The following is a 14,549-nucleotide window of genomic DNA, read 5'->3' as shown; positions in this document are numbered from 1 at the left end:
CCAGGGAGGTTCACCACGATGCCGTTACGGTCTACTGAAACCTGGCCCCACGGCGCGATCATGCTGGACGCCGAACACACACAGTTCGCGCTGTGGGCACCCGATGCGTTTTACGTCAGTGTCGAGCTTGAAAATGGCCAGTCGCTGCCGATGCTGTCTCAGGCAGACGGCTGGTTTGTGATCGAGGCCCGCTGTCCGGCGGGCACGCGTTACCGCTACAACATCGACGGCGAACTGGAAGTGCCCGACCCTGCCTCCAGAGCACAGGATGGCGACCTCGACCGCCACAGCGTGGTGGTCGATCCGCTGGCCTATCAATGGCGCCACACTGCCTGGCAAGGTCGGCCGTGGAGCGAAGCGGTGATCTACGAGTTGCACGTCGGTGCGCTCGGTGGTTTCGCTGAAGTCGAACAACATCTGGCGCGCCTCGCGGGCCTGGGCATTACTGCCATTGAACTGATGCCGCTGGCGCAGTTCCCCGGCGATCGCAATTGGGGTTACGACGGTGTTTTGCCCTACGCACCGCAATCCTCCTACGGCACCCCGGAACAACTCAAACACCTGATCGACAGTGCTCACGGCCACGGTTTGGCGGTGATTCTCGACGTGGTCTACAACCACTTCGGCCCTGATGGCAATTACCTGCACCGCTACGCCAAAGGCTTTTTCCGCGAGGACAAACACACGCCATGGGGCGCAGCGATCGATTTCCGTCGCAGCGAAGTTCGCGAATTCTTTATCGAAAACGCCCTGATGTGGTTGCTCGAATACCGCTTCGACGGTCTGCGCCTGGACGCGGTGCATGCCATCGAAGACCCGGATTTTCTCACCGAGATGGCCCAGCGTGTCCGCGCGCAGATTGACCCGAGCCGGCATGTCTGGCTGACCGTGGAAAACGAACTGAACCAGTCGAGCCTGCTCGAATACGACTACGACGCGCAGTGGAACGACGACGGCCACAACGCCTTGCACGTCCTGCTCACTGGCGAAACCGACGCCTATTACGCCGACTACGCCGCGCAACCCACCGAACAACTGGTGCGCTGCCTGAGTCAGGGGTTTGTCTTCCAGGGCCACATCACCCGCCACGGCGAACCGCGCGGCGAGCCCAGCGAACATCTGCCCTCCACCGCGTTCGTGCTGTTCCTGCAAAACCACGATCAGATCGGCAACCGCGCCTTCGGCGAGCGCCTGCATCATCTGGCCGATCCGCGTGCCGTGCAGGCAGCGACCGTGTTGTTGCTGCTGTCACCGATGATTCCGCTGATGTTCATGGGTGACGAGTTCGCCGCCGAGCAGCCGTTCCTGTTTTTCACCAGTCACCACGGCGAACTGGCGAAACTGGTGCGCGAGGGTCGACGCAACGAATTCGCCGCGTTCAGCGCCTTCGCCGATCCGCACAAACGCGAGCAGATTCCCGATCCGAATGGCGAAAAAACCTTCCACGCCTCACAGCCAAGGTTGATCGGCCATGGCAGCGAAAAACAGCAGGAAACCCTCGCGCTGTACCAGAAGCTCCTGCAATTTCGCCATCAATACATCATTCCCCATTTGTCCGGCACCCAAGCGCTTGGCGCGCATATGCTCGGTTATGGCGCGGTCAGTGCGCGATGGCGTCTGGGCAATGGCAGCGAGCTGCGAATTGACCTGAACCTCAGCGACACGCCAGTGGTCAACCCTCCACAGACCGAGGCCGTGTGGCTGTTTCAACAGCCACCCACCGTCGATCTGTCGGAATCGGGCGTACTGCCCGCGTATTGCGCGCTTGTCAGCCTCACGGCCGCAACCCCTTTGCAACCTCTGAATGGAGAGCGCCTATGAGCGATGCGCAACTGGAAATTCTCGCCAGCCGAGCCGGCCTCGCCGTCGACTGGATCGACGCCAACGGCCGCCCGCAGAAAGTCGCCCCGGCGGTGCTGCGCAATGTCCTGATCGGACTCGGCCACCCGGCCAGCACCGCGCAGGAAATCGACGCCAGCCTGCTGGAACTGCAAGCCGTGCAACAAGACCGCCACTTGCCGCCGCTGTTGACCGCCGATGTCGGTGTCGGCGTGGATCTGGCGCGTTATTTCGCCCCGGAAACGCCGTGTGAAATTCACCTTGAAGACGGCTCGCGGCTGAACCTGAAACTCGATTCTGAGGCGATATTGCCGGGGCTGATCCCGGTCGGCTATCAACAGGTGCACATCAGCGATCAGTATTTCACCCTGGCCGTGGCCCCGGAACGCTGCTTCAGCGTCGGCGATGCGGTGGATAATCCGATTCCCCGCGTCTGGGGTCTGAGTGCGCAACTGTATGCCTTGCGCCGCGCCGGCGACGGCGGCTTCGGCGACACTCAAGCACTGGAAGACTTGGTCCGCGTGGCCGGTGAGCGCGGCGCCGATGCTTTGGCGATCAGCCCGCTGCACGCCATGTTCAGCGCCGACACCGGCCGCTACAGCCCTTATTCGCCGTCCAGTCGGTTGTTCCTCAACTCTCTTTACGCCGCTCCCGGCGCGATTCTCGGTGAACGCGCCTTGCGTGATGCCATCGACGCGGCCGGCCTGGCCGAGCAGTTCGCGCAACTGGAAGACCTGACGCTGATTGACTGGCCGAGCGCCGCCGACGCCAAGCAAAAACTCTTGCAAGCGTTGTACGAAGGTTTCATCGCCGGTGACCATCCGTTGCACCCGGACTTTGCCAGTTTCCGTCACGCCGGTGGCGAAGCACTGGAAAACCACTGCCGTTTCGAAGCGATTCAGGAAATGCGCGCCGCCCGTGGCGAAAACCTCGACTGGCGGCAATGGCCAGAGCACTGGCACGACCCACGCGGCGCAGCGCTCGAAGCTTTCGCCGAAGAATACGCCGAGCGCATTGGCTATTTCGCTTTTTGCCAATGGCTGATCCACCGCTGCCTGGAACGTGCACAAACCGCCGCACGCAGCGCCGGCATGGGCATTGGCCTGATCGCCGATCTGGCGGTGGGCGCCGACGGTGCTGGCAGTCAGGCCTGGAGTTTTCAGGATGAACTGCTCGCCTCGCTCACCGTCGGTGCACCGCCGGACATTCTCAATCGCTCGGGCCAGGGCTGGGGCATTTCCGCGTTCTCGCCGGAAGGCCTGATCCGCAACGGTTTTCGCGCCTTCATCGACATGCTGCGCGCCAACTTCGCCCACGCCGGTGGTTTGCGTATCGACCATGTCATGGGCCTGCAACGCTTGTGGGTGATCCCCAACGGCGCCGCGCCGGCCGATGGCGCGTACCTGTATTACCCGGTCGATGACTTGCTGCGCTTGCTGACCCTCGAATCCCATCGTCATCAGGCGATCGTCCTCGGCGAAGACCTTGGCACGGTGCCTGACGGCTTGCGCGAGAAACTCATCGCCCGCTCGATGCTCGGCATGCGCGTGTTGCTGTTCGAACAGGACAACACCCATTTCAAGCCGATTCTCGACTGGCCGGACAACGCACTGGCAACCACCAGCACCCACGATCTGCCAACGCTCAACGGTTGGTGGCATGGCCGCGACATCGACTGGAACGCGCGGTTGGGTTTTGTCGATGCCAACGGTGAAATCGAATGGCGCCACCATCGTCAGCGTGAACGTGAAGGCCTGCGCAGTGCCTTGAGTCAGGACCCGCAGAATTTCCGCGAGGAGTCCCACGAGGCCGATCAAGTGGTCGATGCCGCGGTGCGCTTCCTCGGTCACACCCGCGCGCCGCTGGTGCTGTTGCCGCTGGAAGATGCGCTGGGCATCAACGAACAAGCGAATCTGCCGGGCACCATCGACACCCATCCGAACTGGTCGCGACGCTTGCCCGGCACCAGTGAGGCGCTGCTCGACGGCGCGGATGCGGCGCGACGTCTGGAATTGCTGGCGTGCGCGCGTCTTCAGGCTGCCGAGCGTGACCAATGAATCAAGCGCTCATCCAGCCCCTGCGCGCGACACTGCGCCTGCAGTTTCATAAGGGTTTTACCCTCGAACAAGCCGTACCACTGGTGCCGTACTTTGCCCGGCTCGGCATCAGCCATATTTACGCCTCGCCGCTGCTCGCGGCACGGGCCGGCTCGATGCATGGTTACGACGTGGTCGACCCGACCCAGGTCAACCCGGAGCTTGGCGGTGAGCCGGCGCTTCGGCGCTTGGTCAGCACCCTGCGTGAACACAACATGGGGCTGATCCTCGACATCGTCTCCAACCACATGGCGGTCGGTGGCAGCGACAACCCGTGGTGGCTCGACCTGCTGGAATGGGGGCGACTGAGCCCTTACGGCGAGTTCTTCGATATTCAGTGGCACTCGCCGGACCCGTTGATGGAGGGCCAGTTGCTGCTGCCGTTCCTCGGCAGCGATTACGGTGTGGCGTTGCAGGAAGGCACGCTGAAGCTGCTGTTCAAGGCAAACACCGGCAGCTTTTACGTCGAGCACTACGATCATCATTTCCCGATCTGCCCGAGTGACTACGGTGAGATCCTCAAACACCAAGAGACGCTGAAATCCCTCGCTGACCGGTTCAGCACGCTCAGTTATCAGACCGATGCACATTCGCTGGCGATGCCACTGAAGGGAGAGCTGCGCGAACTGGCGAGCGATCCGCAGACGCTTGAAGCGATTCAAAGCAACCTGCAGCATTTCGATTCAACGACCGAAGCAGGCTTTCACAATCTGCATCAGTTGTTGGAGCGTCAGAGCTATCGCCTCGCCAGTTGGCGCACCGCAGCGGACGACATCAACTGGCGGCGTTTTTTCGACATCAACGAACTCGGCGGCCTGCGCGTTGAGCGCCCGGCGGTGTTCGAAGCCACCCACGGCAAAATCTTCCAGTTGATCGCCGAAGGCTTGGTCGACGGCTTGCGCATCGACCACATCGACGGCCTCGCCGACCCGCGTGGTTATTGCCGCAAACTGCGCCGCCGGGTTGATCTGCTGGCACCGGGCAGGCACTTGCCGATCTACGTCGAGAAGATCCTCGGCGCCGGCGAAACCCTGCACCGCGACTGGGCGGTGGACGGCACCACCGGTTATGAATTCATGAATCAGCTGTCGTTGCTGCAACACGATCCGGACGGCGAATTCGTCCTCGGTGATCTGTGGCAACGGCGCACCGAACGCCCCGCCGCGTTTATCGAAGAAGCGCAACTGGCGCGTCAGCAGATCCTCAACGGCTCGCTGGCGAGCGACTGCGAAAGCGTCGCCCAAGCGCTGCTGCAAGTCGCCCGCGATGACCTGATGACCCGCGACCTGACCCTCGGCGCGATCCGCCGGGTGTTGCAGGCGTTGATCGTGCATTTCCCGGTGTACCGCACTTACATCAGCGCCATGGGCCGCTCGGCGCAGGACGAGGTGTTTTTCCAGCAGGCCATGGACGGTGCGCGGCAAACCCTCAGCGAGGCCGATTGGCCGGTGCTCGACTGTGTCGCTGCGTGGCTCGGTGGCACGCCGTGGCGACGCAAACCGCGCGGGCGTTCACGCAAGATCCTCAAACACGCCTGCGTACGCTTTCAGCAACTGACCTCACCGGCAGCGGCGAAAGCCGTGGAAGACACCGCGCTGTATCGCTCGGCGGTGCTGCTGTCGCGCAACGATGTCGGCTACAACACCGAGCAGTTCAGCGCCCCGGTCAGCGATTTTCATGCGGTCAATCAGCAACGGCTGGACGAGTTCCCCGACAACTTGCTGGCCACTGCCACCCACGATCACAAACGCGGCGAAGACACCCGCGCACGTCTGGCCGTGCTCAGTGAACGCAGCCATTGGTACGCCGAGCAGATCGAGTTGTGGCGCGCCCTCGCCCGCCCGGTGCGCGTTGACGAGCAGATGCCGTCGAGCGGCGATGAGCTGATCCTCTATCAAGCGTTGCTCGGCAGTTGGCCGCTGCAATTGCGCGATGACGATCAGGCCGGGTTCGCCGACTACGCCAAACGTATCTGGCAATGGCAACAGAAAGCTCTGCGCGAAGCCAAGCTGCAAAGCAGTTGGAGCGCGCCGAACGAAGCCTATGAAAACGCCGCACAAGCGTTCACCGAAAAACTCCTCACCGGTGAGGAAGGCGAACTGCTGCGCGCCGCGCTGAGCAAGACCGTCAACAGCATCGCCGCCGCCGGCGCCCTCAATGGTTTGGCGCAAACCTTGCTGCGCATGACCGTGCCGGGGGTGCCGGATCTGTATCAGGGCAACGAGTTCTGGGACTTCAGTCTGGTCGATCCGGACAACCGCCGGCCGGTGGATTACGCCGCTCGCGAGCACGCACTGGAGGCGCCATTGCCAGCTGCGGAGTTGTTGGCGAACTGGCGTGACGGGCGCATCAAGCAAGCCTTGATCGCCGAAGTGCTGAACCTGCGTGTCGAGCATGCCGAGCTGTTCCGCCGGGGCACTTACCAAGCCCTGGAAGTGCTCGGCAGTCAGGCGCACAACGTGCTCGCGTTTGCCCGTGAGCACGAGGGCAAGCAGGCCATCGTGATCGTGCCGATCCGTTGCGCAACCCTGCTGGAAAACGGTGCTGTACCTCAGGTCGATGCGCTGCGCTGGGGCGATACGCGGGTGGTTTTACCGTTCGCCGCCTCCGAAACAAACCTGAAGGGACTTTTTTCAAGCAGCGCAGTCACAAAAAACAGGGAGCTGAATATCAGCGACGCGCTGGGGGATGTCCCGGTCAATCTCTTTATCCAACACTTAACGTAAGCATGAGTTCAGTTCAGGAGCATTGCGATGAGTACCGACGATAAACGCATCCGCGAATTCGCCTATCAAATCTGGGAATCGGAAGGCCAGCCTGAGGGTCAGGAGGCGCGCCATTGGGAGATGGCGCGCAAACTGGCCGAAGCCGAAGCCCTGGCGCCGAAGAAACCGCCAAAAGCCGCTGGCAGCAAAACCGCTGGCAAGGCTAGTGAGGCCAAGGCCCCGGCCGCCAAGCCGAAACCTGCGGCCAAAGCCAAACCGGCCAGCGCCGCCAAAGTGATTCCCCCGGGCGAAAAAGCCGCCGAGAAAAAGCCTCGAGCGCCGAAGAAGCCTTCGGCGATCTGACGCTTCAACGACGATTGAACTGAATGACCGTGTGGCGGGTTCGCTCGCCACCGAGGACGCGTTCGTCCTCAAGAAACACACAAAACCCCCTGTAGGAGTGAGCCTGCTCGCGATAGCGATCTGACATTCAACATCAATGTCGACTGATAGAACGCTATCGCGAGCAGGCTCACTCCTACAGGGGGATGTGTAAGCCCAGAATTTACCCGTTTTGCAGGAGCAATCATGACCCGTCCAAAGAAAGCCGAACCCACCGCGCACGCCGAGCCGTCGAGAATCCGTGAAGGCCTGCCCTTCCCGCTCGGTGCGACCTGGGATGGTCTGGGGGTGAACTTTGCTCTGTTTTCCGCCAACGCCACCAAGGTCGAACTGTGCATCTTCGACGATGCCGGCGAAGTCGAACTCGAACGCATCGAACTGCCGGAATACACCGACGAGATCTACCACGGCTACCTGCCCGATGCGCATCCGGGATTGATCTACGGCTACCGCGTCTACGGCCCGTACGACCCGGCCAACGGTCACCGCTTCAACCACAACAAACTGCTCATCGACCCGTACGCCAAGCAACTGGTCGGCAAATTGAAATGGTCGGAAGCACTGTTCGGCTACACCATCGGCCACCCCGACGCCGACCTCAGTTTCGATGAACGTGACAGCGCGCCCTTCGTGCCCAAGTGCAAAGTCATCGACCCGGCGCACACCTGGGGCAACGACCACCGTGTCAGCGTGCCGTGGGACAAAACCATCATTTACGAAACCCACGTGCGCGGCATCAGCATGCGTCACCCGTCGGTGCCGGAGAACGTGCGCGGCACTTTCGCCGGGCTGATGGTCGACGACGTGCTCGAACACATTCGCAAGCTAGGCGTGTCCACCGTCGAGTTGCTGCCGATTCACGCCTTCGTCAACGACCAGCATTTGCTGCACAAAGGCATGACCAATTACTGGGGCTACAACAGCATCGCCTTCTTCGCCCCGGACCCGCGCTACCTCGCCAGCGGCAAGATCGCCGAGTTCAAGGAGATGGTCGCGCACCTGCACGAAGCCAACCTCGAAGTGATCCTCGACGTGGTCTACAACCACACCGCCGAGGGCAACGAGCAAGGTCCGACCCTGTCGATGCGCGGCATCGACAACGCCTCGTACTACCGCTTGATGCCCGACGACAAGCGCTACTACATCAACGATTCCGGCACCGGCAACACCCTCGACCTGAGCCACCCGTGCGTGCTGCAAATGGTCACCGACTCGTTGCGTTACTGGGCCAGCGAGATGCACGTCGACGGTTTCCGTTTCGACCTGGCAACCATTCTCGGCCGCTATCACGATGGTTTCGACGAGCGTCACAGCTTCCTCGTCGCTTGCCGTCAGGATCCGGTGCTGCGTCAGGTGAAGATGATCGCCGAGCCGTGGGACTGCGGCCCCGGCGGCTATCAGGTCGGCAACTTCCCGCCGGGCTGGGTCGAGTGGAACGACAAGTTCCGCGACACCGTGCGCGCCTTCTGGAAAGGTGACGATGGCCAGGTTGCCGATTTCGCCAGCCGCATGACCGCCTCCGGTGAGATGTTCAACCAGCGTGGGCGGCGTCCGTATTCCTCGGTGAATTTCATCACCGCGCACGACGGTTTCACCCTCAACGACCTGGTTTCGTACAACGACAAGCACAACGAAGCCAACGACGAAAACAATCAGGACGGCAGCAACAACAACCTGTCGTGGAACCATGGTGTCGAAGGTCCGACCGACGATCCGGAAATCAACGCGTTGCGCCATCGGCAGATGCGCAATTTCTTCGCCACCCTGCTGCTCGCTCAAGGCACGCCGATGATCGTCGCCGGCGACGAGTTCGCCCGCACCCAGGACGGCAACAACAACGCCTATTGCCAGGACAGCGAGATCGGTTGGGTCAACTGGGACCTGAGCGAGGACGGCAAGGCGCTGCTGAAGTTCGTCAAGCGCTTGATCAAATTGCGCCTGACCTATCCGATCCTGCGGCGCGGGCGCTTTCTGGTCGGCGAGTACAACGAGGACATCGGCGTCAAGGACATCACCTGGCTGGCGCCGGATGCCACCGAGATGACCACCGAGCATTGGCACGATGCGCACAACCGCTGCCTGGGCATGTTGCTCGACGGTCGCGCACAGGAAACCGGGATTCGCCGCAAGGGGGCGGATGCGACGCTGCTGCTGGTGGTCAACGCCCATCACGACATCGTCAATTTCACCTTGCCGGAAGTACCGGAAGGCAGCTTCTGGACGTGCATGATCGACACCAACCAGCCGGCGATCCGTGGCCAGGAACGCTTCGATTTCGGCCACGAGTACTCGGTGACCGGCCGCTCGTTGCTGCTGTTCGAACTGCAACGTGATGAAGAAGATTGATATGGACCTGCACCGTTATCTCGCCCGGCGTCCGGCGGATTATCCGCACACCGTAGCGCTCGGCAATTGCCTGCGAGCGCTGGTCGAAGCCGGGCTGGATCGTTTGCCGTTGCCAGGCAGTGGCCACACGCTGGAACGTTTCCAGCAACTGGCGGAAGTCGGCGGGCATGATCTCGGTTTGTGCAAGCTGTTCGAAGGCCACACCGACGCACTGGCGATCATCGAGCAACTGGGCGGTTCGCCGACACCGGGCAGCACCTGGGGCATGTGGGCGGCGGAACCGCCGCAAGCGCGGGTCAAGATCAGCCCGGCCGGGCACATGGTCGCGCTGCACGGACGCAAGGCTTGGTGCTCCGGGGCCGCTGTGCTCAGCCATGCCTTGCTCACCGCGTGGGATGCCGATGATCAGCAACAATTGGTCGCCGTTGCCCTCGACCAACCGGGCGTGACTGTCACCGAGCAAGGCTGGCAAGCGGTCGGCATGGCCGCCACCGGTAGCATCGAGGTGCTGTTCGACGGCGCCGAAGCGCAGGCCATCGGCAACCCCGGCGACTATCTGCAACGACCCGGTTTCTGGCAAGGCGGGATCGGCATTGCCGCGTGCTGGTACGGCGCCGCGCGGCAAATCGCCGAAGCGTTGCGCGCGCAGTGTGGACAACGCCCGGAACCGCACGCCCTCGCCCATCTCGGCGCGGTCGACAGCGCGTTGCAGGCGGCCGCCGATGTGCTGCGGTTCAGCGCGCTGCACATCGATGCCCATCCCGAGGACCACGCCGAATTGCTCGCCCGTCGGGCCCGCGCGGTGGTCGAGCAGTCGGCAGAACAGGTGATGCGTGAGGTCGGTCGCGCCCTCGGCGCCGGGCCGTTTTGCAAGGATCGGCACTTTGCCCGGCTCAGCGCCGATCTGCCGGTGTTCTTGCGCCAGAGTCATGCCGAACGCGATCTGGCTGCGCTCGGTCAGTTGATTGCCGAACAAAGCGGCGAGGCATGGACGTTATGAAAACCAACCCGATTGTCGGCCAGGGCACCAGCCTGCATCAGTGGCAGGCTTCGCGACATCTGGCGGAGCTGGACAGCATCGACATCCTCAGCCTGGTGCCACCGGGTGCGCGGGCGGTGATCGTCGCGCCGCACCCGGACGACGAAGTACTCGGTTGTGGTGGTTTGCTGCAATTGCTCGCCGAGGCCGGTCGGCCTCTGCAACTGATTTCTGTAACCGACGGCAGCGCCAGCCACCCCGGTTCCAGTCGTTGGCCGGTCGAACGTCTGAGCGTGGTGCGCCCACAGGAATCTGCCGAAGCGCTGCGCCGACTCGGCCTGCCGATGCATCGCATGAAGTGGCTGCGCGGCGGTTTCAGCGACACGCAGGTCGCGGCTCAGGAGACCGAATTGGTGGAGTTCATCGAGCGTCATCTGCGTCCCGACGACGTGCTCTTCACTACCTGGAGCGAGGACGGTCATTGCGACCACGAAGCCGTCGGCCGCGCCAGCGCCGAGGCTGCCCGTCGCGTCGGTGCGACTTGCCATGAATTGCCGGTGTGGACCTGGCACTGGGCAACCCCGGAAGACGCTTTCGTACCGTGGCAACGCGCACGCAAGATTCTCCTGACGCCGGCGCAAGTCGCACGCAAGCGCCACGCGGTGTACGCCTTCGCCAGTCAACTGGAGGGCGATCCTGACGCCAGACTCGGCCCGGTGCTCGCGCCCTATGTGCTTGATCGCCTGCTGCAACCTTTCGAAGTGGTGTTTCTATGAGTGTCGAAGATCGCTATTTCGATGGCCTGTTTGCCGGCAACGACGACCCCTGGGCCTTCCGCGAGCGCTGGTACGAGCAGCGCAAACGCGCAATCACCCTCGCCGCCCTGCCGCGTCCGCACTATCGGGCAATCTTCGAACCGGGCTGCGCCAACGGCGAGTTGAGCGCCGAACTCGCCGGTCGTTGCGATCGCTTGCTGTGCTGTGACACGGCCAGTGCGGCGGTGACGTTGGCGCGCACACGATTGAGCCTGTTCGATCACGCCGAAGTGCGGCAAAACCGTCTTCCCGGCGACTGGCCGGAGGAAAAATTCGACCTGATCGTATTTAGCGAGATCGGCTACTACCTCGATGGTGAAGATCTGACAGACGTGATCCGTCGGGCCAGTGATTGCCTGACTGCCGACGGCCAGTTCCTCGCCTGTCACTGGCGTCCGCCCATCGACGGCTGCCCGCTGAATGCGCGGCAGGTACACGACCTGATTCACGAAAAACTGCACCTGCCGCGAGTGGTTTTGCATCAGGAAGCGGACTTCATTCTTGAGGTGTGGAGCCGCGAACCGCGCTCGGTGGCGGCACTGGAGGGCTTGCGATGATCGGCATTCTGATCCCGGCGCACAACGAGGAAGACTTGCTCGACGAATGCCTGAGTGCGGCCGTGCGCGCCAGCCGGCATGGCTTGCTGGCCGGCGAGCGCGTCGAAGTGCTGGTGGTGCTCGACAGTTGCACCGATCGCTCGGCGCAGATTGTCAGTCGCTATCCGGTGCTGAGCCTGCACATCGACGCGCGCAACGTCGGCCAGGCCCGGGCGGCCGGCGCACAGCTGTTGCTGGAGCGCGGCGCGCGCTGGATCTCCTGCTCGGACGCCGACAGTCGCGTCGCCGACGACTGGCTGGTGGCGCAGCTGGGCTTGGGTGCGGACGCCGTCTGCGGTACCGTCACGGTCGAACGCTGGCACGAGTCGTTCGATGCAGCGGCGCAAATCCGCTACCACCGGCATTACCGGGCCTGCGATGGCCATCGGCACATTCACGGCGCCAATCTGGGCATCAGCGCCGACGCCTATCGCTGGGCCGGGGGCTTTAAACCGCTGGCGTGCGACGAAGATGTGCAGTTGGTGCGGGAGCTGGAGCGGGATGGCGCCAACATCGCCTGGAGTCATCGCCCGCAAGTGCTCACCAGCGCTCGCTTCGACAGCCGTGCGCGCGGTGGCTTTGGCGACTATCTGCGAAATCTGGCACAGATGGAGCAAAAAAAAGCGGATCAGATTGATCTGTGACGCGACGAACTTCGCTTCATGAGCAATACTCTGCTGCGCGGCAATCCAGGGTTCGGAGCGTCGCAAGGCATTCAACCAGCCTTCACGGGTCGGTAGCGTCGGGCAATCACTGTCATGCGCACGACTGAGGGCGAGACAACACAAGGACGTCATATCATGAAACCGTTAACCCTCAGCGACAGCAGTTCATCGGCGCAAATCTGGAACAGCGCCGCGCAACTGGACAACATCCCCGTGATCAATACCCGCAGCCTGGTGCCCGACGGTGCCCGCGCCGTGGTCATCGCACCGCATCCGGGCGATGAAGTGGTCACCTGCGGCGGTCTGCTGCAATTACTCTCCAGCCTCGGTCATCCGCTGCAATTGCTCTCGGTCACCGATGGCAGCGCCAGCCATCCGGGTTCGCGGCAATGGTCGGAGAAACGTCTGAGCGTGTTCCGCCCACAGGAAAGCGTCGAAGCCCTGCGCCGCCTCGGCCTGCCGATGCACAGCCTGAAATGGGTGCGTGGCGGCTTCACCGACAACGCCCTGTGCGACCAGCAAGCGCAAGTGACCGAATTCATCAGCCGCTACCTGCGCCCCGGCGACGTGGTGTTCAGCACCTGGCGCGGCGATGGCAACGACGACCACGAAGCGGTGGGCCGGGCCAGTGCGCAAGCAGCGGAACAGGCCGGCGCGACCTTTCATGATGTACCGGTGTGGGCCTGGCATTGGCCCGAGCGCGACCAGCAACTGATACCCTGGGAACGCGCGCGCAAACTGCGCCTCGACACCTGGACCGTGGCGCGCAAGAGCCACGCCACCCACGCCTATGCCAGCCAGCTCAAGGGCGAACCGGCGATCGGCATTGCGCCGATGCTCCCGCCGGTGCTTCTCGAGCGGATGCGCCTGCCCTACGAAATTGTCTTCGTCTGAATCTCTACGACACTGCCGAGCTCTTTGTAGGAGTGAGCCTGCTCGCGATAGCGGTGTGTCATTGACGCAAATGTTGATTGATCCACCGCTATCGCGAGCAGGCTCACTCCTACAAGGCTTTGTGGATTGATCAGAAGGAACTGCCGCCCCTCGCCATCAGTCGCATGAATAAGCGGCCCGCAATCCAGAGGAGTAACCGTGTCCAGCGATCCCAAGCGTCATGTTGTCGACGCGCCCGTCATCCATCGACTCCGGGTGTTGACGGTCAACACCCACAAGGGTTTCACCGCGCTCAACCGGCGCTTCATTTTGCCGGAGCTGCGTGAAGCGGTGCGCAGCACCTCGGCTGATCTGGTGTTTCTCCAGGAAGTGGTGGGTGAACATGAGCGGCATTCGAACCGTTACAACGACTGGCCGCAAACCTCGCAATACGAATTTCTCGCCGACAGCATGTGGAGCGACTTCGCCTACGGACGTAACGCCGTTTACCCCGACGGCCACCACGGCAATGCGCTGCTGTCGAAATACCCGATCCGTGAATACCGCAACCTCGACGTCTCGATCACCGGCCCCGAACGCCGGGGTCTGCTGCACTGTGTGCTGGACGTGCCGGGGCATGCCGAGGTGCATGCGATCTGCGTGCATTTGAGTCTGCTCGAAAGCCATCGGCAATTGCAGCTACACCTGCTCTGCCAATTGCTCGAATCGCTGCCCGACGATGCCCCGGTGATCATCGCTGGCGATTTCAATGACTGGCAGTTGCAGGGCAATGTCGCCCTCGCCCGTCGCGACTATCTGCACGAAGCCTTCGAGCGTCATCACGGACGCCCGGCCAAAACTTACCCGGCGCGTTTTCCGTTACTGCGACTGGACCGGATCTACCTGCGCAATGCCAGCAGCCACGACCCGAAGATCCTCGGTAGCAAGCCGTGGACCCATCTGTCGGATCACCTGCCACTGGCTGTCGAGGTGCACTTGTAGCCGCAATAGTGACAGCAATACAGGGCGGAATGGCGCAGATCATTCGGCGGCCGAGAATTACCGGCAGACCATCTGTCGGCAACTGAATGCCTCTGGACCGGGGCTTTCGCTGCGTTTATCCATGCAAACAACCACTTAGTTATGTGCAGAAAAACAAACGCTTGCAAAGCCTGTTTTGCTACTACCGCTCATCGTTCAATTTCTTGACGGGCACGCTCGACTCTTCTTATC

11 protein-coding genes are annotated in these 14,549 nt (G+C 62.4%); all 11 read left to right on the top strand.

What is annotated here, in order from left to right:
• Positions 1-18: 18 nt before the first annotated feature.
• The 11 genes from treZ to KBP52_RS02400 all read left to right on the top strand — a co-directional run bounded on the left by treZ (position 19) and on the right by KBP52_RS02400 (position 14,318).
• Positions 19-1,821, top strand: a complete 1,803-nt coding sequence (gene treZ / locus KBP52_RS02450; protein WP_212621954.1) for a malto-oligosyltrehalose trehalohydrolase — start codon at positions 19-21, stop codon at positions 1,819-1,821.
• Positions 1,818-3,896: a 4-alpha-glucanotransferase gene (gene malQ, locus KBP52_RS02445; protein ID WP_116032960.1), complete on the top strand. Its 2,079-nt coding sequence runs from the start codon at positions 1,818-1,820 to the stop codon at positions 3,894-3,896. Before treZ ends, malQ begins: the two co-directional genes overlap by 4 nt.
• Positions 3,893-6,661, top strand: coding sequence for a malto-oligosyltrehalose synthase (locus KBP52_RS02440; protein WP_212621953.1), 2,769 nt, complete (start codon positions 3,893-3,895; stop codon positions 6,659-6,661). The genes malQ and KBP52_RS02440 overlap by 4 nt, the downstream gene beginning before the upstream one ends.
• A 27-nt stretch (positions 6,662-6,688) precedes the next feature.
• Positions 6,689-7,003 (top strand): DUF2934 domain-containing protein, encoded by a 315-nt coding sequence (locus KBP52_RS02435; RefSeq protein WP_116032965.1) that lies wholly within the window; start codon positions 6,689-6,691, stop codon positions 7,001-7,003.
• A gap of 225 nt (positions 7,004-7,228) precedes the next feature.
• Complete coding sequence (glgX, locus tag KBP52_RS02430; RefSeq protein WP_212621952.1) at positions 7,229-9,388, top strand: glycogen debranching protein GlgX; 2,160 nt, start codon at positions 7,229-7,231, stop codon at positions 9,386-9,388.
• 1 nt (position 9,389) lies between these two features.
• Entirely contained in the window at positions 9,390-10,388 is a 999-nt protein-coding gene (locus tag KBP52_RS02425) for an acyl-CoA dehydrogenase family protein (RefSeq protein WP_212623089.1), read from the top strand.
• The gene (locus tag KBP52_RS02420) at positions 10,385-11,143 is read left to right on the top strand and encodes a PIG-L family deacetylase (RefSeq protein WP_212623088.1); all 759 of its coding nucleotides are present in this window, start codon (positions 10,385-10,387) and stop codon (positions 11,141-11,143) included. Before KBP52_RS02425 ends, KBP52_RS02420 begins: the two co-directional genes overlap by 4 nt.
• Positions 11,140-11,739 (top strand): SAM-dependent methyltransferase, encoded by a 600-nt coding sequence (locus tag KBP52_RS02415; protein ID WP_077572707.1) that lies wholly within the window; start codon positions 11,140-11,142, stop codon positions 11,737-11,739. Before KBP52_RS02420 ends, KBP52_RS02415 begins: the two co-directional genes overlap by 4 nt.
• Positions 11,736-12,422 carry a glycosyltransferase gene (locus tag KBP52_RS02410; RefSeq protein WP_116032976.1) on the top strand — a complete coding sequence of 229 codons (687 nt, stop codon included), beginning with the start codon at positions 11,736-11,738 and terminating at the stop codon, positions 12,420-12,422. The genes KBP52_RS02415 and KBP52_RS02410 overlap by 4 nt, the downstream gene beginning before the upstream one ends.
• A gap of 156 nt (positions 12,423-12,578) precedes the next feature.
• Complete coding sequence (locus KBP52_RS02405) at positions 12,579-13,337, top strand: PIG-L family deacetylase (protein WP_212621951.1); 759 nt, start codon at positions 12,579-12,581, stop codon at positions 13,335-13,337.
• Positions 13,338-13,535: 198 nt separating this feature from the next.
• Positions 13,536-14,318, top strand: a complete 783-nt coding sequence (locus tag KBP52_RS02400; RefSeq protein WP_212621950.1) for an endonuclease/exonuclease/phosphatase family protein — start codon at positions 13,536-13,538, stop codon at positions 14,316-14,318.
• Positions 14,319-14,549 lie beyond the last annotated feature (231 nt).

Source organism: Pseudomonas sp. SCA2728.1_7, from assembly GCF_018138145.1.
In the GTDB taxonomy this organism is placed as follows: Bacteria; Pseudomonadota; Gammaproteobacteria; order Pseudomonadales; family Pseudomonadaceae; genus Aquipseudomonas; species Aquipseudomonas koreensis_A.
Note: the sequence above shows the minus strand (reverse complement) of the source record. Positions and strands in the feature narration are given on the sequence as shown.

What these genes read in the sequence shown, in the direction of transcription:
- treZ (WP_212621954.1), top strand. Translation starts at nt 19, where the DNA reads ATGCCGTTACGGTCTACTGAAACCTGGCCCCACGGCGCGATCATGCTG.
- malQ (WP_116032960.1), top strand. Translation starts at nt 1,818, where the DNA reads ATGAGCGATGCGCAACTGGAAATTCTCGCCAGCCGAGCCGGCCTCGCC.
- KBP52_RS02440 (WP_212621953.1), top strand. Translation starts at nt 3,893, where the DNA reads ATGAATCAAGCGCTCATCCAGCCCCTGCGCGCGACACTGCGCCTGCAG.
- KBP52_RS02435 (WP_116032965.1), top strand. Translation starts at nt 6,689, where the DNA reads ATGAGTACCGACGATAAACGCATCCGCGAATTCGCCTATCAAATCTGG.
- glgX (WP_212621952.1), top strand. Translation starts at nt 7,229, where the DNA reads ATGACCCGTCCAAAGAAAGCCGAACCCACCGCGCACGCCGAGCCGTCG.
- KBP52_RS02425 (WP_212623089.1), top strand. Translation starts at nt 9,390, where the DNA reads ATGGACCTGCACCGTTATCTCGCCCGGCGTCCGGCGGATTATCCGCAC.
- KBP52_RS02420 (WP_212623088.1), top strand. Translation starts at nt 10,385, where the DNA reads ATGAAAACCAACCCGATTGTCGGCCAGGGCACCAGCCTGCATCAGTGG.
- KBP52_RS02415 (WP_077572707.1), top strand. Translation starts at nt 11,140, where the DNA reads ATGAGTGTCGAAGATCGCTATTTCGATGGCCTGTTTGCCGGCAACGAC.
- KBP52_RS02410 (WP_116032976.1), top strand. Translation starts at nt 11,736, where the DNA reads ATGATCGGCATTCTGATCCCGGCGCACAACGAGGAAGACTTGCTCGAC.
- KBP52_RS02405 (WP_212621951.1), top strand. Translation starts at nt 12,579, where the DNA reads ATGAAACCGTTAACCCTCAGCGACAGCAGTTCATCGGCGCAAATCTGG.